The following is a 22,373-nucleotide window of genomic DNA, read 5'->3' as shown; positions in this document are numbered from 1 at the left end:
AATTCAGGATAACAACATCCCAATGATAACGATGAACAGAAACACCCGGAAGGAAACTGTATCGCTGGAGGTCGACGGCGTGGCGCTTAAAATCGCTGCCATCAGCCGTCAGGGCGAGCTCGCGCCTATCGTGTTCTTGCACGGGTTCGGGTCCACGAAGGAAGACTACGCAGACATCTCCATCAATCGTGCATTCGGTAGCCGTCCCTTCCTTGCCTATGATGCACCTGGCTGTGGAGAGACTGCCTGTGGGGACCTTCGGAAGGTGTGTATTCCCTTCTTGGTCGAGACGGCCAAAGCGATGCTCGCCCATGCAGGCATCGACCGCTTCCATTTGGTCGGGCACTCCATGGGTGGACTCACAGCGCTGATGCTTGCGCATGAGTTGGGCGACCGAGTATTGAGCTTCGTTGACATCGAGGGCAACGTCGCACCGGAAGACTGCTTCCTGAGCAGGCAGATTGTGGACTTCCCCGCCGATGACCCTCAAGCGTTCTTCAACGACTTCATCGACCGAAACTGGCACTCCTCTCAGTACTCTTCGCCACTTTACGCCACAAGCCTCCGTCACAAGGTCCGCGCGCAGGCGGTGTCCGGCATCTTCACGTCGATGGTGCACCTGTCGGACCACGGCGACCTCATGGGCAAGTTCTTGTCGTTACCTTTCCCGAGGATGTTCATGTACGGTGAACAGAATAGTTATCTGACGTACTTGCCGCTTTTGGCCAAGTCCGGCGTCGAACTCGCCGAAATCAGCGATTGTGGCCACTTTCCGATGTACTCTAATCCGGTGGAAATGTGGCGGCGCATCGATGCGTTCGTAACAAGTGCTGAGCGCCGCTGACGTTGCCGTAGCGCCGGAATGTAGTTGCAGCGGCATGAAACCGAGCTTTGTATTCACATGAACACTCGCTTTCTTGAGAGCTTCATCCTTGTCGTGCAGTTGGGTAGCTTTCGCGCCGCTGCCGAAAAGCTCCACATCACCCAGGCTACGATTTCCAATCGTATTGCATCACTGGAGGAGGAAATCGGCGCCCGAGTTTTCTCCCGAGATGCGGGGGACTTGCGCCTAACCCCGGTAGGCATGAGGCTGATTCCGCTTGGCGAGCGGGTTCTCGAGATGCAGAAGTACATCATGCAGCTCGGACAGTCAGACCAGAACGTGCTCGGCAGCGTTCGCATCGGTGCAATTGATACCGTGGTCCACACTTGGCTCGTGGGCTTCATCGAGCATCTCCAGTCATCCTATCCGGGAATTGAAGTTCAGCTGAGTTCTGAGTCCACCGACCGACTGAACAAGAGTCTTCGCGACGGGGATGTCGATATTGCTCTCCAAACCGACCAGCTGGCCGGAGATGGTGTAGTTAGCACGACCTGCCTCCCAATGCGGATGGGATGGATTGGGCCTGGCAACAAAGGCGAGCGTAAGGTAGACGTCCGAGAGCTGCTTACCCAACCAGTGGTCACAATGAGCCGTGGCTCTCAGCCTTACCTTGTGCTTAAGGACGTGTATCGGCGCGCCGGTGTGCCAATGGGAAAGGTGCATTGTGTTAATTCGATAGCTGCGCTTGCTCGACTGGTGCGGTGCGGTTTTGGAAACGCGTTAATACCACTGCCGCCGGTACGCGAGGAGATTGTCAGGGGTGAGCTGCGGATTATCGAAACTGACATGCCGCTGCCGCCTCAGGGCCTGATTGTCAGCTATTTGGAAAGCCGCGAATCCGACGCCATCAAACTTGTCGCCGAATTGGCTTGCCAGGAAGCAGACCGATTTATGCGCTCAATGCCTGCACCATTCTCGCCGCATTGATGCAGACTCACCCATCCGCACGCAGCATTTCTTAGTTCCGGGAGCACCTTGAGCCCCTAGGGATTACCCCAATACCCCATATTCCGAATAATCCGAAGTCTTACATGGCTAGATAAAATAGGGATTACCCTCACCCACAAAAGCTCCAGAAGGCACTTGATGCACCAAAAACGCCCTCTTTTCGACCGTTCTGGTGCACCAACCCTTAAGGGTCGAAAGAAAGTCTATTAGGTAGTCGAAAAAATTCCCGTTTGTGCCTCACTACGTCGTCTTAGTAGCATTCAAATTACCAAAACGAGCGAGGTGAGGAAATGACAGAGAATAAACTTGGCATGCTTTTTGTCGCATCGGATATTAGCCCCGATGATGAAATAGATTTTAACGCCTGGTATGACCGAGAACATATTGAAGAGCGAGTCCGGATGGAAGGAGTTATCTCGGCGGCTCGTTATATTGCGGTAACTGGTCATCCAAAATATCTAGGCCTGTATTGGGCCGAATCGATTTCAGTATTTGCTTCACCGGCATATTCTCATGCATTCAAGAACCAGACTCCCTGGTCCATGAAAGTACTGCCGAAAATGCTCCTCCCAACGCGCCGGATTGGTGAAGTTTCCGCAGACGTCGGCCAAGGCAGTGGAGGTTGGGTCGCAGTGCTCCCGTTGAATGCCGCCACTCATGACGTGGAAGGGAAGTGCAAAAACGTGGGGGCCCTCCTTGCGGAAGACAATGCTTTCGTCCGCTCATACCTCATCAGCCCGAATGACGAGCTCAGCCGCCCGCTCCCCCTTGAGGACCTTGCGACGCGCAAGATGCATCCGCTCTACATCATCGAAAGTAGCAACTCCGCTTCGAACGAAGCTGCTTTGCGCCATGCCATCGAAGCCCTTCCCTGTTCGCCGGCCGATGCAGCCCGCTATCAGCTGACATGGAAGCTGTCTCGCGAGGAGTTGAAGTAATGGACAACGCGACGATTTTTTCGCCAACAGGCGAGTCACCCCATGTTGCGGCCCCGCGTCAAAAGATGCGGCGCCTCGCTGCCGCGAGTTCAATTGGTACGACGCTGGAATGGTACGACTTCACGGTCTACAACCTCATGGCGGCGCTCGTCTTCAACAGCGTGTTCTTTCCGTCGGTGGACCCGTTGTCTGGAACCATCCTGGCCTTCTCGACCTACGCCGTCGGATACCTGTCACGGCCTTTCGGCGGCATTGTCTTCGGCCACCTCGGTGACAAGCTCGGCCGACGCTTCGTCCTGGTCGCCACGTTGGTGCTGATGGGTGCGTCGACCGGCCTCATGGGTATGTTGCCCACCTATGAAGCCTGGGGCATTTGGAGTCCCATCCTGCTGGTCGCGCTTCGTTTCCTCCAGGGCGTGTCGATTGGCGGCGAATGGGCAGGCGCCGTGCTTCTTTCGATGGAGCATGGCAGCCAGGAACAACGTGGGCGCAATGCATCTTTCGCCCAGGTTGGACCTGCCTGTGGCACGTTGCTAGGTGCGGGCTTCATTACCTTCTTCACCTATTTCCTTCCCACCGAAGCGTTCCACGCTTGGGGTTGGCGGATTCCTTTCCTTTCAAGTGTATTTCTCGTTGCATTCGGTCTGTGGCTGCGCCGCGGCGTGAACGAGACGCCGATGTTCGAGCAGCTCGAGCGGGGCCATAGCAAAGCCAAAATGCCGCTGAAGGAAGTCCTCCACAGCTACGGGCGGCGTCTGCTGATTGCGGGTGGCGTGAGAATCGGCTCCGACATTGTCTACGGCCTGCTCGTGGTTTTCACGCTCACTTACGTGACGACCGTGCTCAATCTGCCTCGCTCTCTGGCACTGACCGCAACCATGCTCGGCGCTGCTCTCCATGCAGTTTCGGTGCCACTCTTCGGCGCGCTCAGCGACAAGCTCGGCCGGAGAATTGTGTATGGGGCGGGCGCCGTGTTGTCGATTGGCTGGGCGTTTGCATATTTTGCGCTGATGAACACCCTCGAGCCGGTGAATATCTGTATCGCGGTCGTAGTTGGCATGTTGTTCCAGGCCATGATGTACGGCCCACAAGCTGCCTTTGTGACGGAACAGTTCCCGACGCGTGTCCGGTATGCGGGAGCATCGCTGGCAGCGACGCTGGGCGGCATCATCGGCGGGGGATTTGCGCCCCTCGTCTTCGCCAGCCTCTACAAGACATATCAGTCGTCCACCACCCTCTCGCTCTACATCGGAGCCGGCCTGCTGGTCACTTTGGCCAGCCTGCTTGCAGCCAAGGAAACGGCTCACAAGCCGCTGGAACACTGACCAGTCCCGGCCGCTGAGTCACTGCGCGGCCGGACCCTGAATCGCAATCGGTATCTCTCAAGCATGACGCTCACACTGGAACTGGCAGAGCCCGACAACACCATCGCTGCCCGCATTCACGCCGCAGGCTCCGGCGCGCTCTTGCTCGACGCTTCCACCGGCGCTTTCGACAACGACATCCAGTCACTCCTGCTTTCACTGGCCAGCAAGCTGCGTCAGCGCTTAGGGAAGGCTACGCCGCATGAGGTGGTACTCGGCGTCAATAACCTCCTTCTGACATTCGACTCGCTCCAGCTTCACCCACGTGAAGCGGAAGCGCTGATGCGCCAGCTATGGGAGTTGGCAACGCCATCGCACCGCTCCGGCAGGCATTTCGACATCCCCGTGACCTACGGCGGCGAGTATGGCGAGGACTTGAAGGACCTCGCAGAAGGCGCGGCACTCACCATTGACGAGTATGTCCTTCGGCATAGCTCAGCGGTCTACACCGTTGCGTGCGTTGGCTCAATGCCAGGATTCGCGTACATGGCGGGACTTCCTGAAGAGCTTTCAGTGCCGCGCCGAAGCACGCCACGCATGAAGGTCCAGAAGGGCTCAGTGATTGTGGGCGGCAGCCAGGCCGGCGTTATGCCATGCACAGCGCCGTCAGGCTGGCATCTCGTCGGCATGACCGATCGAGAGATGTTTGAAGCAACAAAGGACAGTCCGTGCTTACTCGCGCCCGGGGACACGGTCAGGTTCAGCATCAAGGAGATTGTGGCGTGATAGAGATTCTTTCGAACGGCGCGCCAAACGTAGTGCAGGACCTGGGACGCTACGGATGCATGCGTTACGGCGTCAGCCGCAGCGGCGCCATGGACCCTTTCGCCCTATCAATCGGTAACGCGCTGGTAGGAAATGACCGTGGGGAGGCGGGCATCGAAATCAACCTGTTCCCATTTCGCGTCAAGTTCCACGAGGACACACGTTTTGCCGTGACAGGCGCTGACGCCAAGGCGAGCCTGGATGAACAACGCCTCGCGCCCTGGTGGGGTCGAACAGCTTCGGCGGGGCAGACCCTCGTCATCGAGCGCCCGCGGCGCGGGGCCCGAGCCTATTTGACTATTGGTGGCGGCATCAACGTCAAACCAATCATGGGCTCGAAGTCAACTGACCTGAAAGGCGCCTTTGGTGGTGCTTCGGGTCGCGGCTTGATGCGCGGGGACCGCCTGGAGGTCGGCAATGGGCAATCGGCTTCGGACCGTCCCTGGAAGGTCGGGCTCGGCGTGGTTCCTAAGGGCTTGCTCGAATATTGGGATGAACTGAGCACAAACTGCATCTCCGTCCGTGTACTCCCTGCAGCCGAATTCGAGCGGTTCACGCCCGAGTCGCAGACGGCCTTCCTGCGAGATGAGTTCAAGGTGACGCCAGACGCAAATCGTGTTGGATATCGACTCAACGGACCGGTGCTGAATCAATCGCAACACGTCGAACTGCTCTCTCATGGCATCGTCGCGGGGACCATTCAGGTCCCCCCATCGGGTCAAGCCATCGTCCAGCTTGCGGAAGCCAATACGTGCGGCGGCTACCCGAAGATTGCCACTGTGATTGAAGGCGACTTGTGGAAGCTATCGCAAGCTCCTATCGGTTGCGGAATTCGATTCGAGCTCACCGACATTGATACCGCCGTAGCCGCACTTCAAATGAGACGCGACGAAGAACTACGCATCAGGGACACCCTGGCAATGATGTCTGGGCGCGCCTAGCTAGCCGCCTCCCAAACCTCAACAAGGAACCGAGAATCATGAGCACACAATATAGAGCCATCGAAGTAGACCTCAATTCCGATATGGGTGAGGGTTTCGGCGCCTACCGGATGGGCGATGATGCTGCCATCCTCGAGATTGTCACCTCGGCCAATGTCGCTTGTGGATTGCACGCGGGCGACCCGGAAATCATGGCGAGGACTTTCGCGCTGGCAAAGGCTCGTGGCGTCGCTGTGGGCGCCCATCCTGGCTTCCCCGACCTGTGGGGCTTCGGTCGTCGCGTCATTCCTTTCTCGCACGGCGAAATTGAACGTCTGGTTGCGTATCAGATTGGCGCGGCGCAAGCGCTGTCGCGATATGCCAGCCACCCGATTACCTACGTCAAGGCACACGGTGCGCTCGGAAACCTGACGCAGACTGACGAAGCCGTCGCAAAAGCCATTGCACGTGCAATCAAGGCGGTCGACCCGAGCCTTACCTGCATGACTTTCGCTGGCGCTGCCATGGAGCGTGTGGCGTCCGAGTTAGGGTTGGCTGTGCGGCGCGAGGTCTTCGCCGACCGTGCATATACCGAGGAGGGGAACCTGGTACATCGCTCCGTGCCCGGCGCAGTGCTACACGACGGCGACGAAGCGGCAGCCCGCATGCTGCGGATGGTCCGGGCCGGCGCCATTGAAACTATTTCCGGGAAGCTTCTCCCCGTCCAGATTGACACCATCTGCGTCCATAGCGACACGCCCGGTGCCATCCAGATGGCGGCGAAAGTCCGCAGCACGCTCGAGGGCGCGGGCATCGTGGTTAAGTCATTCAGCTGAGGAACACATGGACCTGAAGTTCGTGCAAACGCTGCTCGACGTCCTTGGAAGCTCAACGGCGCTCAGCGAAATCGAATATGGCGACGGACAGCGACAGGTGAAGCTGAAGAGGCGCTCATCACACCCTAGCCCCACCGCCGAGACGTCCGAACAACTTGTGACGGAGCGGGCGTCTGCGTTGACGGAAGAGGCCGCCGTCGCCGAAGCCCCTGCGGCGACGGCCACTCGAAATAGTGTGATTGCGGGGATGATTGGCACCTTCTATCGCGCTCCTGCCCCGAACCAACCCTCGTTCGTGTCGGTTGGTGACACCGTCGAGGAAGGCCAAACCTTGGCAATCGTGGAAGCGATGAAACTGCTCAACCCCATTGAATCCGACCGTGCCGGACGGATTGCAGAGATTCTCGTTGCCGACGGCGCAGCGGTCTCTGCCGACACACCGCTTTTTGTCATCGATGACCTGGAGGCAGCCCATGTTTGATACTGTCCTCATAGCGAACCGTGGTGAAATTGCACTGAGAATTCTGCGTGCTTGTCGCAAACTCGGACTCAAGACGGTAGCGGCACACTCCGAGGCGGATGCCACGCTTCGACATGTCGCATTAGCGGACAAGGCGATATGCATCGGCCCTGCTCCATCGTCGAAAAGCTACCTGAATCACCAAGAGATTCTTCTCGCCGCGAAGGTCACAGGCGCGGGAGCCGTGCATCCTGGGTATGGCTTCCTCTCCGAGAATGCCTCGTTTGCTGCCGCAGTCGAGAGCGCCGGGCTTGTTTTTGTGGGACCGACGTCTGAATCCATCCGGCTACTGGGTGACAAGGTGAGCGCCAAGCAGGCCATGGCAAAAGCTGGTGTCCCCTGCGTTCCTGGCTCAGATGGTCCACTGCCCGAAGAGCCAGACCGCATCGTTGAGGTCGCAGAGCGTGTCGGCTACCCGCTTATTGTCAAGGCGGCAGGCGGCGGTGGCGGTAGAGGTATGCGCGTGGTTGTTAGCCCGGCTGAGCTCCTGAACGCTGTGGCCATGACGCGCGAGGAGGCCGGCCGTGCATTTGGAAATCCCACCGTGTATCTTGAGCGGTACCTCAAGACACCTCGCCATGTCGAGATACAAATTCTTGCAGACACACATGGAAATGCCATCTGGCTAGGAGAGCGCGACTGCTCTACTCAGCGAAGGCACCAGAAGCTGATTGAAGAGTCTCCCGCGCCAGGAATCGGCCGAAGCGAGATAGCACGCATTGGAGCGCTCTGTGCTCAAGCGTGCGTGCAAATCGGATACCGCGGCGCCGGCACGTTCGAATTCCTATACGAGAACGGCGAGTTCTTCTTCATTGAGATGAACACCCGCGTTCAGGTGGAGCATCCGGTGACCGAGCTCGTCACCGGCGTTGACATCGTCGCCGAACAGCTGCGCATCGCGCGGGGTGAAAAGCTTGGCATCACGCAGAGCGATGTCTCTTTTGCCGGTCATGCCATCGAGTGCCGTATCAACGCCGAACACCCATGGAAGTTCACGCCGTGCCCAGGAAAAATCCTCGACTGGATTGCCCCGGGCGGGCCAGGTGTTCGCGTTGAATCACACGTTTACCCTGGGTATGTCGTGCCGCCGCATTACGACTCGCTCATTGCGAAACTCCTGGTGCATGGAGCCACTCGCGAAGAAGCCATCGCACGGATGAGCGCCGCCCTTGACGAGATTCACATTGACGGGATTCAAACGACTGTCCCATTGCACCGCAAATTGATGAATGAGCCTACCTTTGGCAACGGGGGCGCCGACATCCACTATCTCGAGGGGCTGATATCGCAATGGGACGCAGCTTCAAAGGAAGGCAGCCATGAAGACTGAAGAGATTGCCTCGCTGGTCGCCAGACTAGAGCGAGCCGGGGTTTCCGAGTTGTCGTATAGCGATGGCACTCAAACTTTGATTCTGCGCTTTGCCGAGGTGGCCGGACAAGCTGCGCATCCAGTTGAGGAACCCGTGAAGACGAATGTACTCATCGAGCCCCCGCTTCCGAGGCACAAGGATATTCTTTCGGGCGCAACTGGCGCATTCAGTCGAGCGCATCCACTCGCTGCCGGTGCATTTTCCGATGCAGTCAGGCAGGGAGACCATGTGGGCTACTTGACGATTGACTCGGTCTTGAGTGCCATCATCGCCCCGGCAGACGGGAGGACTGGGAACCAGTTTGTGGATGATGGCAAGACAATCGGGTACGGCGATGCCGTTCTCGAGCTTCACGACACGTAGTCCGCCATGACCCCACACCCTTTGCTTAAATCCCTCGGAAAGGACGACGCCATGAAGCGCCTTATCGCCACTGTAGTTACCGCAATCTCGCTTGTCATCGCGCCGGCCTTCGCCAGCACCGTAGACTATCCCAACAAACCAATTCGCGTACTGGTTCCCTATCCACCGGGAGGCTCTACCGACGGCGTAGCGCGCCTGGTCGGCCAGAAGCTTGCAACCAAACTGGGCCAGCCCGTTATTGTAGACAATCGTCCGGGCGCGAGTGAAGCCATAGCCGCAAGTGCCGTGGCAAAGTCGACTCCGGATGGGTACACGTTGCTTTTTGCGACGATGACTGGCTTGTCGGTCAATCCAAGCCTGTACAGCAAACTGAGCTACGACCCGGCAAAGGATTTCGCACCAATCATCCAGCTCACCTCGATTCCGAGCGTCGTTGTCGTCAATCCCAATGTCCCTGTCAGCTCAATGTCTGACCTGGCTCGCTACCTGAAGAGCCGCCCCTCTTCCGAAGGTTACGCGTCTGCTGGGAATGGTACGCCGAGCCATCTTGGCATGGAACTGTACAAGAAAGCGACAAATACAACCATTGTTCATGTGCCGTACAAGGGCGGAGCCCCCGCGCTACAGGACCTGATGGCGGGGCAGGTGCAAATCATGATGGCGCTTGCGCCTGAAGCGATGCCGCTTGTGAAGGGTGGCAAGCTTAAGGCACTAGCCATAACGACATCAAAACGGGCAACGGCATACCCAGACCTCCCGACCGTGTCTGAGAATGGCCGTAAGCGTCCCGCCGTCCCACCTTGCCGTCGACGACGTTTGTGAGAGAGCGGACGCGCTCAGGACGCGGAATGCCAGTTGTGGGGGAGCAGCTCGTCGATGCGGCTGTTCAGATGGGTGGGCAGGCGGGTCAGCACATCGTTGAGGTAGGCCCACGGATCGTGCCCGTTGAGTTTGGCTGATTGCACCAGGCTCATCACGATCGCGGCGCGCTGACCGGCCAGTTCGCTGCCTGCGAACAACCACGAGCGCCTTCCCAGGGCCCAGGGACGGATCAGGTTCTCCAGACTGTTGTTATCCACGCTTACCTCTCCATCGAGGAGGTGGTGCGTCAGCGTCGGCCAGTTCTTGAGGCTGTAGTCGAGTGCCTTGGCTGTGATGCCGCCATCGGGCACACGTGACCGCTCCAGTGTAAGCGTCCCGCCGTCCCACCTTGCCGTCGACGACGTTTGTGAGAGAGCGGACGCGCTCAGGACGCGGAATGCCAGTTGTGGGGGAGCAGCTCGTCGATGCGGCTGTTCAGATGGGTGGGCAGGCGGGTCAGCACATCGTTGAGGTAGGCCCACGGATCGTGCCCGTTGAGTTTGGCTGATTGCACCAGGCTCATCACGATCGCGGCGCGCTGACCGGCCAGTTCGCTGCCTGCGAACAACCACGAGCGCCTTCCCAGGGCCCAGGGACGGATCAGGTTCTCCAGACTGTTGTTATCCACGCTTACCTCTCCATCGAGGAGGTGGTGCGTCAGCGTCGGCCAGTTCTTGAGGCTGTAGTCGAGTGCCTTGGCTGTGATGCCGCCATCGGGCACACGTGACCGCTCCAGTTGCAGCCAGGCATGCAGTTGCTCCCACAGTGGCTTGGCGTCGCTGTGCCTTCTGGCCAGACGTTGCTCGCTGCTCAGGGTGGCGAACTCCCGCTCAAGACGGTAGATCTGCGCAATGCGACGCAGTGCCTCTGGCGCGACCGTGCTGCCGCCCTGGTTTCGTAGCAGTTCGTCATACCGACGTCGGGCATGGGCGAGACATCCTGCGGCTATGCGGCCGGGGTAGGCTTGCAACACGCTGTCATAGGCGGCGTATTCGTCGCGCACCAGGGTACCTTGCCAACATCGCTCGTTGCCGTCTTCGCGGGTACCTCCCAGGAAGGCAATTGGGTACTGCGAGCCTCGACCAACACAGAAGTCGTAGATCACGCCAGGTTGTGGATCGAAGGTGCCGCGCGAATAGGCCCAGATGTAGGCCCGCTTGGTTTTACCGGCTCCCGGATCGAGCATCGCCACCGGTGTCTCGTCGGCATGCAGCACCCTTGATGCAAGTATGAAGCGCTTGTGCGCTTCGTAGAGCGGTTCCAGTGCGGCACCGGCACGCCCGGACCATGCAGCCAATGTTGAGCGCGGCGTGTGCACGCCCGAGCGGGCATTGATCGTCTCCTGCCGGTAGTACGGCAGGTGGTCGACGAAGCGGCTGATTAGCGTGTGCGCGACCAAGCCGGCTGCTGGCAGGCCACCGTCGATGATTTGCGGTTCAACAGGCTCTTGCACCAAGCGCTGGCAGCATCGGCAGGCCCACTTGCCATAGATGTGGCGGTGCACGAAGAACTCCGCCGGCACGATATCCAGCTTCTCGCTAACGTCCTCGCCCACGCGTACCATGGCTCTTCCACAGCCCGGTGTCGGGCAGTTGGTGTCCTCGGGTTCGTGGTGATGCTCGACTCGGCGCAGGTGGGCCGGCAGGGGCTGGCGACGGGGCGTGCGCTTGGAATTGGTGTTGGCTTCAGCAGAGGGCTCGCCCTTGGCCTGCTGCAACTGCGCTTGCAGACTGGCTTCGTCTTCGGCCAGGGTCTCCTCGAACAGCCGGCGCTGCTCGGCGCTCATCGCCTCGGTCTTGGCCCCGAACTTCCAGGCCCTGAGTCGCGCCAGCTCGAAGGTGATCTTCTCGATCTTGACGTCCTTGAGCTTGATCTCGCGTTCCTGCTGCTGGATGTGTGCGAGCATCTGCTGCGCCAGTGCCAGGACGTCCTCGGGCGCGAGGTCCTGAAGGCCTTGGTCTTGTAGTTGGCGCAGGTTCAGCATGGAACGATCGTGCCAGCCACCGGGTACTACCACCATCCGGATTTATGCTGTCAACGCACCGTGAACATCGTCATATGCGCGTAATGGCGCGCAGGTCCTCCAGGCGCTGCCAGGGCAGGCCGAGCACCAAGGCGTCGAATTGCGCCTGCGTCAGTTGTGCGCCGGTGGCGCCGGCCTGTATGGCAGGCCAGGCAAAGCGTCCCTGGTTGAGGCGGCGCGCCGCGCACCACACGCCAAAGCCGTCATGTATCAATAGCTTGATGCGGGTGTGGCGGGCGTTCGCAAACAGGTAGGCGTGATGAGACTGGGCTGCGCCGAAGACCTGCACCACGCGCGCCAGCAGCCGCTCGGTGCCGGCACGCATGTCGATGGGCTCGACGGCCAACCACAGCGCGTCAATGCGGATCATCGCAGCCAGTCCAGGAGCAGTTGGGCACATTGCTGTGCCGCTGACAGAGGCCAGTGCACAACCAGCGTGCCGCCCGGGCGCTGGATCTCGATGCGGATGGCGTCGGGTGCTACTGAAGGTGGCGTCTCGCATGGCACCGCCTCGGCCGGCTGCATGGTCGCTGTCACAGGCTGAACATGCAGTGGGATAAACGCTCGGCCCTCGCGCTGCGCTGCCAGCATCTGGCGTTCATGTTCCTCTCTGACCCATCTGTGCACCATGTTCGGGTGCAGCCCGTGGCTGAGCGCCACGCCGGCCACCGATGCCCCAGACTGGCGAGCTTGCTCCAGTACCATCGCCTTGAACTCGGCGCTGTACTCTCTGCGGCGTGGCCGCTCGATAGTTGTCGACACTCGATCCATCGTCCCCACGATCCTCCATCGTGGGGACGATGCAGGATCCCGTGGATCGATTCAAGGCGGAAGAACTGGACGCTTACGAATGGCCTGCCAGGTTTCGAGATGATCTTCTGGCAGGCTCTGGTTGCCCCGGCAGGAACGCCCAAGGACATCACATCTAAGCTGAACAAGGCTATCAACGAGATTCTGGTGGACCCGGAAATTAAGCGTCGTCTTGTTGAAATGGACTTGGAGCCTGCAGGCGGCAGTCAAGAAGCATTGGAAACTCTGATGCGCACCCAGGCCGGAAAGTGGAAGAAGGTGGTCCTGGATGCCGGCATCAAGCTGGATTGATGCGTTCCTGTTGATTTGCTAAATCGGCCAGAAAGATGCATTCTTGAGGCCGTTCGAATCCGCGTTTTAATCCACTTTCAACTGGCGCCATTACGGCGATCCGTTACACGGCGCCCCGAACACGGACGTTGTGCCTTGTCCCCACAAACGGAGCGCTCGTCGCAGACGCCAGTTTAGGAACGTACTAGGGAATTCATCCGGTACATCCGAATCGCATATGAATCTGATACACAATTCGGAATGTACATACAAGGCAATTTCACAGAGACTTCCGGAGGGGTTCTTCCGGACACTCAAAAGGTGTCGGGTGAATCCCTTGGATGGCGCGAGCGATAGGATGTCTGAAACACAGATGTCCGACGGGCGGTGTCGGGTGGGATGCCTGCTATTCGCTCCGCCAGCTGTTCCATGTCCAATCTCCACGGCCATCAGCAATCGCATCCGCTGATGCGCAGATTTCTCGCAACTCGCGAAATAGGACGCGTGATTTGCTCAGACTCATCCTCGCGCAGGGCGTGCATACGACCTGCGGTAGTCCCTCGAGAGCATCAGATTCCGTCGACGTCTGGACCACCGATACCCCCTTCTCGGTTGACCTGGGAAAGCCGCTCCGTCGCTCCTCAAAGTAAAGGATTTCTTTGCGAGCGACCGCTATCGGCTCCGATACGTTCGGCGTATGAATTGCTTCCGTTCTTCGGAATTTACAGGTCGTAACGTTTAGTCGACAGTCAGGCTATGACCGTTGTCGGGTATCGGCCCGCTATCCGGCGACGATGCCACACTGGAGAGCTTAAGAGATGAACCACACAGCTAACGGAAGGATGAAGCTGGGCCTGGACGGTCTGCTAGAGAACAATCGCCAATGGGCAGCAGAAGTTGAGGATAGACGCCCAGGCTTTTTTCAGTCGCTCCTGCAGCAGCAAGCGCCCCAGTGGCTCTGGATTGGCTGCGCTGATAGCCGTGTGCCCGCGAATGAGCTCGTGGGACTGCAACCAGGAGAACTCTTCGTTCATCGGAACATCGCCAATGTCGTCGCACATTCGGATTTGAACTGTCTCTCAGTATTGCAGTACGCAGTCGATATGCTCAAGGTCCGGCATGTCATGGTCGTTGGGCATTCTGGCTGCGGCGGTGTACGCGCCGCCCTCGATGGGATGCGCATCGGCATCGCTGACAACTGGGTGAGACACATCCGGGACGTGGTCGAGAAGCACTCTTCGTGGCTCGATACGCTAGCAACAGAGGCAGAATTTTATGCCACATGCCAGCTTAACGTTCTCGAACAAACCAGGAATCTCTGCTTGACGACGGTGCTACAAGACGCATGGGCACGAGGTCAGACAGTCGCCGTACATGGCCTCATTTATGGGCTTCATGACGGACTACTGAAAAGTCTGGCCCTTTCAGTCCGGTCCTCAAAAGAGTTGGACGAGACGTATGCACGGGCTGTGGCCGAATTGAAGTCGAGGCACGCATCAGGCCTCGCCTCTCAGCAGTGTGGTTGTGTAGTGTCCGCTCAGGTTCTCGCATGACAAAGCACGTAGTCCCACGCACCAAGATTGAAGCGCTTCACATCATCGGGCGACGTGCGGCAGATGAACTGGAGCGTGACTACTGAAGGGACTGAATGCGTCTTAGTGGGCATCAAGACCTCCAACTTACAGTTGCGCAGGAGGACAATCTCGAGAAAGAGTGCCGTAATTCACTTTTTAGTCTTGAGAGACGTTGCCCGGCCGAGACGCAAGATTCGAGCAGTTGACAAGATCAGTTTCGTCCACTTTTTGATAGGTTTTTAGTATCGAAAAATTACATTTTTCGGAATTTACATATCCAACTCCATGGCCGAGAGTCTAAGCATGGCAACCCACATGCAATCATGACCAATCCTTCCCTGCCGGACCGCCTTGCCGCGACCAAGACATGCTCGAGGAGCATAGAAACGAAGCCATACACAACTAGCGATAGAAGACGGGCGCACAGGCCCATGGACATCGCGGCGGTAGGGCGACCGGGCATGCGACATGCGCGGACTTACTAGCACCACCCCACCCATGGGCAGGATCGTCGTGCACAGTAAGCTCGAAGCGCTGCACATTCTCGGGTCCCGGCAGTACGATGAGTTGGAGCTTGACTACGCCAGTGCGTGGCGCGACGCGGCGGAGCTTGGCCGGCTCGGGCTGCAGCGCGGTATTCGCGTGACTGCACGCGGCACCGATTACGTAATGGTCGCCTCCCTCGCCGCGCTGGAAGCCGGCCTGGCCCGGGCCAAGACAACCTATCGGCAGCGCAATCTCCACTGCGATTTCCCGCTTTCGATGATTCCGGCGTCACGGCTGCGGGAACTGGAGCGCATGGCCGCCCTCTTGGGCGATTGCATTCTGGCCGGCGCGCAGTTGCGCGCGCGGCCGCACGAGCGCTGGGTATAGCGCAAATGGCAAGCCGCGGTCCTGCGGCTATCGAGATAACCAAGCACAACCGCATCCTCTGCAATGAAACAGATCAAGAGCATACTGGTAGCCAATCGCGGTGAGATCGCCATCCGCATCATGCGCGCCGCGAGCGAACTCGGTATTCGTACCGTCGCCATCTACTCGAACGAGGACCGGTTCGCGCTGCATCGCTTCAAGGCGGATGAGAGCTACCTGGTTGGCAAGTCGCTGAAGCCCACGCAGGCTTACCTGTCCATTCCCGACATCCTCAGGGTGGCGAAGCAAGCCGGCGTGGATGCCATCCACCCGGGCTATGGTTTCCTGAGCGAGAATCCGGACTTTGCCGAAGCGTGCGCGACGCAAGGCATCGTCTTCATCGGCCCCAGACCGGACGTCATGCGCACGCTGGGCAACAAGATCGCCGCCCGGCAGGCAGCTCAGCGTGCTGGCGTGCCCGTGATGCCTGCCACGCCGGCGCTAACGGGAAGTCTAGAGGACGCGCTTGCCGCCGCTCAGACGATTGGTTATCCGGTAATGCTCAAGGCTAGCTGGGGCGGCGGCGGCCGCGGCATGCGCGTGATCGAGAACGCCGACGACCTGCATGCCCAACTGGACGTGGCGCGCCGCGAAGCGCAGACGGCCTTCGGCAACGACGAGGTGTACCTTGAGAAACTGGTACGCCAGGCGCGCCACGTGGAAGTCCAGGTGCTGGGGGACACCCACGGCAATCTCGTCCACCTGTTCGAGCGCGATTGCTCGATCCAGCGCCGGCACCAGAAGGTGGTGGAGCGCGCGCCGGCGCCCTATCTCGATCCCGCCCAGCGCGAAGCGCTGTGCCAGGCCGCGCTGCGCCTGGGGCACGAGGTATCCTACACGCACGCAGGCACCGTCGAGTTCCTGATGGATGTGGAGACCTCGGCGTTCTACTTCATCGAGGTGAATCCCCGGATCCAGGTGGAGCACACGGTGACGGAGCAAGTGACCGGCATCGACCTGATCAAGGCGCAGATCAAGGTGTCGGAAGGTGCGCGCATCGGCGACGCTGCGTCCGGCGTGCCGCTGCAGGCCGGCATCGAAGTGCGCGGCCACGCGCTGCAGTGCCGCGTCACCACCGAGGACCCGGAGAACGGCTTCAACCCCGACTATGGCCGGCTGACCGCCTACCGCACCGGCGCGGGCTTCGGCATCCGCCTGGATAGCGGCACCGCGTATTCCGGCGCGGTCATCACGCCCTACTACGACTCCCTGCTGACCAAGGTGACGGCATGGGCGCCGACGGCCGATGAAGCGGCCCAGCGGATGCTCCGTGCCCTGCGCGAGTTCCGTGTGCGCGGCGTCTCGACCAACCTGCGCTTTCTGGAGAATGTGGTCTCCCACCCGAAGTTCGCCGCTGGCGATTACACCACCCGCTTCATCGACACTGAAGCCAAGCTGTTCCGCTTCACGGCGCGCAAGGACACCGCGACCAAGCTGCTGCAGTTCATCGGCGAGACCACCGTGCACGGCAGCCCCGAGATGCGCGGCCGCACAGCGCCGGCCGGCACGTTCGGGGCGCCGCGCCTGCCGGTGGATGCCGGTACCCCGCCCATCCAGGCCGGATTGCGCCCCTTGCTCAAGCAGCTCGGCCCGGACAAATTCTCGGCGTGGATGCGTGAGCAAAAAGCCATCCTGCTGACCGACACCAGCATGCGCGACGCGCACCAGTCGCTGTTTGCAACCCGCATGCGCACGCGCGACATGGCGGAAATTGCGCCGCACTACGCGGCCAAGCTGCCGGGCCTGTTCTCTGTGGAGTGCTGGGGCGGTGCGACCTTCGACGTTGCCATGCGCTTTCTCAAGGAGGATCCGTGGCAGCGGCTTGAAAAGCTGCGCAGCGCCATGCCGGACATGCTGCTGCAGATGCTGCTGCGCGCGAGCAACGCCGTGGGCTACACCAACTATCCGGACAATGTGGTCCGTCATTTCGTGCAGCAGGCCGCAGGTACCGGCATCGACCTGTTCCGGGTCTTCGATTCGCTCAACAGCATCGACAATATGCGCGTTGCGATGGAGTCCGTGCTCGAGTCCGGCGCCCTGTGCGAGGCGGCGATCTGCTATACGGGCGATCTGTTCGACCCGACACGTAGGTACACCCTTCCCTACTACATCAAGCTGGCGAAAGAGCTGGAAGCCGCCGGCGCGCACATCATCGCTATCAAGGACATGGCGGGCCTGTGCCGTCCGGCGGCGGCAAAGGCACTGGTCAGCGCGCTGAAACAGGAAACCGGCCTACCTATCCACTTCCATACGCACGACACTAGCGGCATTGCTGCCGCCAGCGTGCTCGCCGCGATCGACGCCGGCGTGGATGCGGTGGACGGTGCCATCGATGCCCTGAGCGGCCTGACCTCGCAGCCCAACCTGGGCTCGATCGTCAGCGCGCTGCACGGCACCGAGCGCGCCCCGGCGGTCTCGCCCGAGGCCATCCAGGAAATCTCACGCTATTGGGAAGACGTGCGGGCATACTACGCGCCCTTCGAATCCGAGATGCGCGCAGGCACGTCCGAGGTCTATCTGCACGAAATGCCGGGAGGCCAGTACACCAATCTGCGCGAACAGGCCCGGGCCATGGGCCTAGAGCCGCAGTGGGCCCGCGTGGCGACGACCTATGCCGAGGTCAACCAGCTCTTCGGGGATATCGTCAAGGTCACGCCCACCTCCAAGGTCGTGGGCGACATGGCGCTCTACATGGTGGCCAACAATCTCAGCGCTGACATGGTGCTGGCGCCCGACAGCACCATCCAGTTCCCCGACTCCGTGGTCTCCCTGTTTCACGGCGACCTGGGTTTCCCCGAGCAGGGCTTCCCGCGTCCGCTGCAGGACAAGATACTAAATGGCATGGCCCCGCTCACGGCACGCCCGGGCGCGCTCATGCCGCCGGTCGACATGGAAGCCGCGCGCGCTGCCGTGCAGGCGTTGCTGGGCCATGCGCCGACGGAAAACGATATTTCCGCCTACCTGATGTACCCCAAGGTGTTCGCCGATTTTGCGCATGCGCGCAAGACCTACGAGGACGTCTCGGTGCTGCCCACCCCCGTGTTCTTCTACGGCATGCAGGAAGGCGAGGAAGTCGCCGTCGACATTGCCCAGGGGAAAACGCTGATAATCCGCCTGCTGGGCAAGTCCGTTGCGGACGACGACGGGCAGGTCAAGCTGTTCTTCGAGCTGAACGGCCAGCCCAGGCTGGTGCGCGTGGACGCCACCCGGGACGGCGGCGGCAAGCGACGCCGCCCGAGCGCGCAGGAAGGCAATCCGATGCATGTGCCGGCCCCGATGCCGGGCGCGGTGGCGTCCGTGTCCGTCAAGGCGGGCGACATCGTCAAGGCAGGCGCCACCCTGCTATCGCTCGAAGCGATGAAGATGGAAATGACCATCCAGGCCGAAGCCGACGGCGTGGTCGAGAAGGTCCATGTCACGCCAGGCGACGTGGTGGACGCCAAGGACCTACTGGTGGTGATGAAGTCGAGTTAGTTCAAATGCTCTGATACTAAGAGTTATTGCCATGGGCCTCCCCCGGCCCGACCGCCCAAGCCCTCCTACGGAGAGCTTGGGTGCATCCGCAGTTCGGCGTTGAAACGCTCGATTCCCTGGAAGAGCCGCATGGCGTGCTGCATGGTTAGTTGGCCCACGGGTGTCAGCTTGACGCCCTTGGAGGATCGCTCCAGCAGTTGGAAACCCGTGGTCTCCTCGAAGTCGGACGACAGCGAATGCACAGAATTTAGCGGATCACGCTATCCTCCGAGTTCTACGTTGGGATCCTTGAGGCCCACGACGCAGCGTTGACACAGGTGCGTGCCGCCACTTGCACTACATCACCGCAGGCGCCATCCCGCTCTCACTCCCGCACAATGTCTGGACCAGCCGCTCCCGGAAATAGTTGGCTTGTGCCGGATTGCGTTGCACGCAGATGCGCAGGTCGCGCCGCGCCCACGCTTCCGACAAGGTCACCACGACGAGCCGATCCCTGTCTGCTTGCTCCAGCGCTGAGCGAGGCACGACGCCAACACCTGCGCCTGACGACACCAGGCGCGCGATGGCGCGATAGCCCGAGACCTGCACTCGCACGTCGAGGCGGCCGCCCAGCGCGGTGGCGTGGTTCATCAGGAAGGTATGCAATGCCGCGCCATGTTGCAGGCTGATAAATGGCTCGCCGAGGCAGTCTGAAAAACTGATCCTGCCGCGCTTGCCCAGTTTGCTGTCACGCGGGGCCAGCAGGACCAGTTCATCCTCGTGATAGGGCAGGAAAACGAGATCCGGGTACTCCCCTTCTAAGGCCACGACGCCAACGTCGGCACGTCCGGCCGCCACGGCACCGATAATGTCGTGGCTCAGCCGCTCTTCCAGCGTGATGCGTACCGAGGGGTGGCTGGCAAAGAAGCGCGCTAGGTCATCCGGCAGATACGAACTGAGCGAATTGTTGTTTGCGAATAGGGTCACATGACCGGTCAGACCCTGGGCAAAGGGCAACAAGTCCGCGTGCATCTGCTCGAGTTGCGCCAGGCAACGGCGGGCATGCTCGACCATCACGTGACCGGCCGGGGTGAGCACCACCCCGCGCGCCTGGCGCACCAGCAAGGGCGTGCCAACTGCGCTTTCCAGCCCCTTGATGCGCAGGCTGACCGAGGAAGGCGCTAGATGGCACCGCTCCGCGCCACGTGACAGATTGCCCTCTTCAGCAATGGCCAGGAATACCTTCAAGTCGGTCAGGTCGTATGCCACAAGGATTAGTGAATGTCGAAAGCATCGACATTCTACCGCTAGCTCTTGGCTGAATCCGGGAAAAATCGCCACCCTGGACAGCAAGCGTTCGATTTAGACGAACGCTTTGTTCGGCAATGCTCGCTTTATCTGCGCCGTGCTTCTGACCATACTCCGATCACCCTTATGAACGGAGATTGGGATGGAAGGGCCTGCTGCACCGCAACAGTCTGCCAAGCCGCTGGAAGGCTTGCTAGTGGTATCGATCGAACAGGCGCTGGCGGCGCCCCTCTGCACCTGCCGCCTTGCCGAACTGGGCGCGCGCGTGATCAAGATCGAGCGGCCCGAAGGCGATTTCGCACGCGGCTACGATAGAGCTGCCAACGGCGAAGCCTCCTACTTCGTTTGGACCAACCGGGGCAAGGAGTCGCTCGTGCTCGACTTCAAGCAAGCGGAGGATGCAGCGCTGCTGGAACGCATCATCGCCAGCGCCGATGTGTTCGTGCAGAACCTGGCGCCGGGCGCGCTAGCGCGCGCGGGCTTCGACAGTGAAGCCCTGCGCCAGCGCCATCCCCGCCTGATTACCTGCGATATCTCGGGTTATGGCGCCGAAGGACCCGCCAGCGAGCTGAAGGCCTATGACTTGCTGGTGCAATGCGAAAGCGGCCTGGCCGGCATCAGCGGCGCACCCGAGGCCTGCGGCCGCATCGGAGTTTCGATCTGCGACATCGGCGCGGGCATGAACGCGGCCATCGGTGTGCTGTCCGCACTGGCCTTGCGCGAACGCACCGGAAAGGGTTCTGGTATCGCGGTGTCGCTGTTCGATGGCGCCGCGGACTGGATGACGATCCCCTACCTGCATGAGCGTTATGGCAATGGCGCGCCGACGCGCCAGGGCCTGAAGCACCCGTCCATCGCTCCCTACGGCGCCTACGCCACACGCGATGGTCGAGAAATCGTCATCAGCATCCAGAACGAGCGCGAATGGCGGCACTTCTGCGACATATTCCTGCAGCGCCCCGAGGCATCCAGCGATGCGCGCTTTGCTTCTAATACCTCGCGCGTGGCCAACCGTACAGAACTCGATGCCGTGATTGCCGTCCGCTTCCTAGCGCTCGATGTTGGCGACGCACTGGCGCTACTGGCAGAGGCGAACACCGCCTACGGCCAGGTCCGCTCCGTCGCGGAGATGGCCGTCCATCCGGCGCTGCGCACCTGGCCCATGCCCGTGGGCGGCCTCGACATCGACATGATTGCCCCACCGGTGCGCGCGCCATGGGACACCCAACGCTTTGACCTCGCGCCAGCCATCGGACAGCACACGGCCAGCCTGCGCACAGAGTTTGCCAATCACAACAAGGAGCTGGCAGCATGAGTACAATCGATCTCGCACACCTACGCCAATGGGTCGGCAAGGAAGTCGCCGACCACGATGTGCTCTCGGTCCGGCAGGCCCGGCTGATGGCGGCAACGCTTGGACTGCCGCAAGCCGATCTGCAGGAAGGCACACCGTTGCCGCCGCTGTGGCACTGGATCTATTTTCTGGAAGGCCTGCCACCCGCGGAACTGGGTCGCGATGGGCATCCCGCGCGCGGCGGCTTCCTGCCGCCGGTGCCGTTGCCCAACCGCATGTGGGCCGGCGGCAACGTCGCTTTTCATTCGCCCTTGCCGCTGGGTAGTCGCGTGGAAAAGCGCTCGCGCATCATGTCGGTGGAACACAAGCAGGGGCGCAGCGGCGACCTCGTCTTCGTCGCCGTGCTGCATCAGATCCTGCATGAAGGCCAGGTAGCTGTCAGCGAAACGCACGACATTGTCTACAAGCAGGCGTCAGCCGGCAGCGCGGGCGCCCGGCAGGAGCCGATGCCTACGCCCGCGCGGAGCAAGCCGTTCCGTCCAGATTCGACCACACTGTTCCGCTACTCTGCACTGACCTTCAACGGGCATCGCATCCACTACGACGCGGACTATTGCCGCGAGGTCGAGGGCTATCCCAACCTGGTCATCCATGGCCCACTGAACGCCACCCTGCTGGCCGGCTTTGCCGAAGAAGTCAGCGGCCACCGGCTCAGTGGCTTCCGCTACCGGGGTGTGCAGCCAAGTCTGCTGGGTAGCGAGCTGAGCATCAATGCAGCGCACGCCACCGAAGAGGACGGTAGCGAGGGCGGCTTCCTCGTCTGGAGCGCTCTACCCAGCGGCGCGGTGTCCATGCGGGCCGAAGCCACGTTCTGAAGCCGGTCGCAACGCAACAACATGTGCGGGGCGCGCATCGCCATGCAGCGAGGACGCGCCTCGCCTAGAACCTGACGGAGACAAGA

21 protein-coding genes and 1 pseudogene are annotated in these 22,373 nt (G+C 60.6%); 17 read left to right on the top strand and 5 right to left on the bottom strand.

Translation table 11 applies throughout. From position 1 onward, the window contains the following. Positions 1-31: 31 nt before the first annotated feature. From ACX12D_RS37260 to ACX12D_RS37210, 11 genes are all read left to right on the top strand, one after another. A complete protein-coding gene (locus ACX12D_RS37260) occupies positions 32-844 on the top strand; it encodes an alpha/beta fold hydrolase (RefSeq protein ID WP_459376836.1) in 813 nt (270 codons plus the stop codon). Between the two features lie 57 nt (positions 845-901). Next, positions 902-1,810 carry a LysR family transcriptional regulator gene (locus ACX12D_RS37255; protein ID WP_459376835.1) on the top strand — a complete coding sequence of 303 codons (909 nt, stop codon included), beginning with the start codon at positions 902-904 and terminating at the stop codon, positions 1,808-1,810. Between the two features lie 311 nt (positions 1,811-2,121). Beyond that, positions 2,122-2,769, top strand: a complete 648-nt coding sequence (locus tag ACX12D_RS37250) for a hypothetical protein (RefSeq protein WP_459376834.1) — start codon at positions 2,122-2,124, stop codon at positions 2,767-2,769. Beyond that, the gene (locus tag ACX12D_RS37245) at positions 2,769-4,094 is read left to right on the top strand and encodes an MFS transporter (RefSeq protein ID WP_459376833.1); all 1,326 of its coding nucleotides are present in this window, start codon (positions 2,769-2,771) and stop codon (positions 4,092-4,094) included. The genes ACX12D_RS37250 and ACX12D_RS37245 overlap by 1 nt, the downstream gene beginning before the upstream one ends. 63 nt (positions 4,095-4,157) lie before the next feature. Beyond that, positions 4,158-4,859 (top strand): 5-oxoprolinase subunit PxpB, encoded by a 702-nt coding sequence (pxpB, locus tag ACX12D_RS37240; protein WP_459376832.1) that lies wholly within the window; start codon positions 4,158-4,160, stop codon positions 4,857-4,859. Continuing rightward, on the top strand, positions 4,856-5,839 hold the full coding sequence (locus tag ACX12D_RS37235; RefSeq protein ID WP_459376831.1) for a 5-oxoprolinase subunit C family protein: 984 nt from the start codon (positions 4,856-4,858) through the stop codon (positions 5,837-5,839). The genes pxpB and ACX12D_RS37235 overlap by 4 nt, the downstream gene beginning before the upstream one ends. Before the next feature lie 38 nt (positions 5,840-5,877). Then, on the top strand, positions 5,878-6,654 hold the full coding sequence (locus ACX12D_RS37230) for a LamB/YcsF family protein (protein ID WP_459376830.1): 777 nt from the start codon (positions 5,878-5,880) through the stop codon (positions 6,652-6,654). A gap of 7 nt (positions 6,655-6,661) precedes the next feature. Beyond that, positions 6,662-7,135, top strand: a complete 474-nt coding sequence (gene accB, locus ACX12D_RS37225) for an acetyl-CoA carboxylase biotin carboxyl carrier protein (protein ID WP_459376829.1) — start codon at positions 6,662-6,664, stop codon at positions 7,133-7,135. Beyond that, on the top strand, positions 7,128-8,504 hold the full coding sequence (gene accC / locus ACX12D_RS37220) for an acetyl-CoA carboxylase biotin carboxylase subunit (RefSeq protein ID WP_459376828.1): 1,377 nt from the start codon (positions 7,128-7,130) through the stop codon (positions 8,502-8,504). The genes accB and accC overlap by 8 nt, the downstream gene beginning before the upstream one ends. Further along, the gene (locus ACX12D_RS37215; protein WP_459376827.1) at positions 8,494-8,907 is read left to right on the top strand and encodes a hypothetical protein; all 414 of its coding nucleotides are present in this window, start codon (positions 8,494-8,496) and stop codon (positions 8,905-8,907) included. The genes accC and ACX12D_RS37215 overlap by 11 nt, the downstream gene beginning before the upstream one ends. Before the next feature lie 51 nt (positions 8,908-8,958). Continuing rightward, positions 8,959-9,729 (top strand): Bug family tripartite tricarboxylate transporter substrate binding protein, encoded by a 771-nt coding sequence (locus ACX12D_RS37210; protein WP_459376826.1) that lies wholly within the window; start codon positions 8,959-8,961, stop codon positions 9,727-9,729. Positions 9,730-9,743: 14 nt separating this feature from the next. On the opposite strand, the pseudogene ACX12D_RS37205 reads toward ACX12D_RS37210, so the two are convergent. From ACX12D_RS37205 to ACX12D_RS37190, 4 genes and pseudogenes are all read right to left on the bottom strand, one after another. Beyond that, positions 9,744-10,091, bottom strand: a pseudogene (locus ACX12D_RS37205) (transposase domain-containing protein); the annotation flags it as partial. 62 nt (positions 10,092-10,153) lie between these two features. Continuing rightward, on the bottom strand, positions 10,154-11,752 hold the full coding sequence (gene tnpC / locus ACX12D_RS37200) for an IS66 family transposase (RefSeq protein ID WP_276288187.1): 1,599 nt from the start codon (positions 11,750-11,752) through the stop codon (positions 10,154-10,156). A 70-nt stretch (positions 11,753-11,822) separates the two neighbouring features. Beyond that, entirely contained in the window at positions 11,823-12,161 is a 339-nt protein-coding gene (gene tnpB / locus ACX12D_RS37195) for an IS66 family insertion sequence element accessory protein TnpB (RefSeq protein WP_276288186.1), read from the bottom strand. Continuing rightward, on the bottom strand, positions 12,158-12,496 hold the full coding sequence (locus ACX12D_RS37190) for a transposase (protein ID WP_459376825.1): 339 nt from the start codon (positions 12,494-12,496) through the stop codon (positions 12,158-12,160). Before ACX12D_RS37190 ends, tnpB begins: the two co-directional genes overlap by 4 nt. On the opposite strand from ACX12D_RS37190, the gene ACX12D_RS37185 reads away from it, so the two are divergent. The 4 genes from ACX12D_RS37185 (at position 12,392) to ACX12D_RS37170 (ending at position 18,831) form a co-directional block, all read left to right on the top strand. Continuing rightward, the gene (locus ACX12D_RS37185) at positions 12,392-12,892 is read left to right on the top strand and encodes a Bug family tripartite tricarboxylate transporter substrate binding protein (RefSeq protein ID WP_459376824.1); all 501 of its coding nucleotides are present in this window, start codon (positions 12,392-12,394) and stop codon (positions 12,890-12,892) included. The two genes, ACX12D_RS37190 and ACX12D_RS37185, sit on opposite strands and share 105 nt — an antisense overlap. Positions 12,893-13,689: 797 nt before the next feature. After that, positions 13,690-14,424: a carbonate dehydratase gene (gene can / locus ACX12D_RS37180; RefSeq protein WP_459376823.1), complete on the top strand. Its 735-nt coding sequence runs from the start codon at positions 13,690-13,692 to the stop codon at positions 14,422-14,424. Between the two features lie 519 nt (positions 14,425-14,943). Continuing rightward, positions 14,944-15,318 (top strand): PHA-granule associated protein 4, encoded by a 375-nt coding sequence (locus ACX12D_RS37175; protein WP_459376822.1) that lies wholly within the window; start codon positions 14,944-14,946, stop codon positions 15,316-15,318. A 63-nt stretch (positions 15,319-15,381) separates the two neighbouring features. After that, positions 15,382-18,831, top strand: a complete 3,450-nt coding sequence (locus ACX12D_RS37170) for a pyruvate carboxylase (RefSeq protein WP_459376821.1) — start codon at positions 15,382-15,384, stop codon at positions 18,829-18,831. Positions 18,832-19,167: 336 nt separating this feature from the next. Here ACX12D_RS37170 and ACX12D_RS37165 read toward each other — a convergent pair whose 3' ends face one another. Beyond that, the gene (locus tag ACX12D_RS37165) at positions 19,168-20,079 is read right to left on the bottom strand and encodes a LysR family transcriptional regulator (RefSeq protein ID WP_459376820.1); all 912 of its coding nucleotides are present in this window, start codon (positions 20,077-20,079) and stop codon (positions 19,168-19,170) included. 181 nt (positions 20,080-20,260) lie between these two features. Here ACX12D_RS37165 and ACX12D_RS37160 point away from each other — a divergent pair, with 181 nt between their 5' ends. Together ACX12D_RS37160 and ACX12D_RS37155 are read left to right on the top strand one after the other, a co-directional pair. Beyond that, complete coding sequence (locus ACX12D_RS37160) at positions 20,261-21,433, top strand: CaiB/BaiF CoA transferase family protein (protein ID WP_459376819.1); 1,173 nt, start codon at positions 20,261-20,263, stop codon at positions 21,431-21,433. After that, the gene (locus tag ACX12D_RS37155; RefSeq protein WP_459376818.1) at positions 21,430-22,287 is read left to right on the top strand and encodes an HTD2 family dehydratase; all 858 of its coding nucleotides are present in this window, start codon (positions 21,430-21,432) and stop codon (positions 22,285-22,287) included. Before ACX12D_RS37160 ends, ACX12D_RS37155 begins: the two co-directional genes overlap by 4 nt. The last annotated feature ends 86 nt before the right edge of the window (positions 22,288-22,373 follow it).

It is taken from the genome of Cupriavidus sp. PET2-C1 (assembly GCF_054515855.1).
Note: the sequence above shows the minus strand (reverse complement) of the source record. Positions and strands in the feature narration are given on the sequence as shown.

Excerpts from the sequence above, each read along its gene's own strand:
- ACX12D_RS37230 (WP_459376830.1), top strand. The coding sequence starts at position 5,878 with ATGAGCACACAATATAGAGCCATCGAAGTAGACCTCAATTCCGATATG.
- ACX12D_RS37170 (WP_459376821.1), top strand. The coding sequence starts at position 15,382 with ATGAAACAGATCAAGAGCATACTGGTAGCCAATCGCGGTGAGATCGCC.
- accC (WP_459376828.1), top strand. The coding sequence starts at position 7,128 with ATGTTTGATACTGTCCTCATAGCGAACCGTGGTGAAATTGCACTGAGA.
- pxpB (WP_459376832.1), top strand. The coding sequence starts at position 4,158 with ATGACGCTCACACTGGAACTGGCAGAGCCCGACAACACCATCGCTGCC.
- can (WP_459376823.1), top strand. The coding sequence starts at position 13,690 with ATGAACCACACAGCTAACGGAAGGATGAAGCTGGGCCTGGACGGTCTG.
- ACX12D_RS37160 (WP_459376819.1), top strand. The coding sequence starts at position 20,261 with ATGGAAGGGCCTGCTGCACCGCAACAGTCTGCCAAGCCGCTGGAAGGC.
- ACX12D_RS37260 (WP_459376836.1), top strand. The coding sequence starts at position 32 with ATGAACAGAAACACCCGGAAGGAAACTGTATCGCTGGAGGTCGACGGC.
- ACX12D_RS37215 (WP_459376827.1), top strand. The coding sequence starts at position 8,494 with ATGAAGACTGAAGAGATTGCCTCGCTGGTCGCCAGACTAGAGCGAGCC.
- ACX12D_RS37155 (WP_459376818.1), top strand. The coding sequence starts at position 21,430 with ATGAGTACAATCGATCTCGCACACCTACGCCAATGGGTCGGCAAGGAA.
- tnpB (WP_276288186.1), bottom strand. The coding sequence starts at position 12,161 with ATGATCCGCATTGACGCGCTGTGGTTGGCCGTCGAGCCCATCGACATG.
- ACX12D_RS37245 (WP_459376833.1), top strand. The coding sequence starts at position 2,769 with ATGGACAACGCGACGATTTTTTCGCCAACAGGCGAGTCACCCCATGTT.
- ACX12D_RS37255 (WP_459376835.1), top strand. The coding sequence starts at position 902 with ATGAACACTCGCTTTCTTGAGAGCTTCATCCTTGTCGTGCAGTTGGGT.
- ACX12D_RS37210 (WP_459376826.1), top strand. The coding sequence starts at position 8,959 with ATGAAGCGCCTTATCGCCACTGTAGTTACCGCAATCTCGCTTGTCATC.
- accB (WP_459376829.1), top strand. The coding sequence starts at position 6,662 with ATGGACCTGAAGTTCGTGCAAACGCTGCTCGACGTCCTTGGAAGCTCA.
- tnpC (WP_276288187.1), bottom strand. The coding sequence starts at position 11,752 with ATGCTGAACCTGCGCCAACTACAAGACCAAGGCCTTCAGGACCTCGCG.
- ACX12D_RS37185 (WP_459376824.1), top strand. The coding sequence starts at position 12,392 with ATGTTCCTCTCTGACCCATCTGTGCACCATGTTCGGGTGCAGCCCGTG.
- ACX12D_RS37190 (WP_459376825.1), bottom strand. The coding sequence starts at position 12,496 with ATGGTACTGGAGCAAGCTCGCCAGTCTGGGGCATCGGTGGCCGGCGTG.
- ACX12D_RS37250 (WP_459376834.1), top strand. The coding sequence starts at position 2,122 with ATGACAGAGAATAAACTTGGCATGCTTTTTGTCGCATCGGATATTAGC.
- ACX12D_RS37175 (WP_459376822.1), top strand. The coding sequence starts at position 14,944 with ATGGGCAGGATCGTCGTGCACAGTAAGCTCGAAGCGCTGCACATTCTC.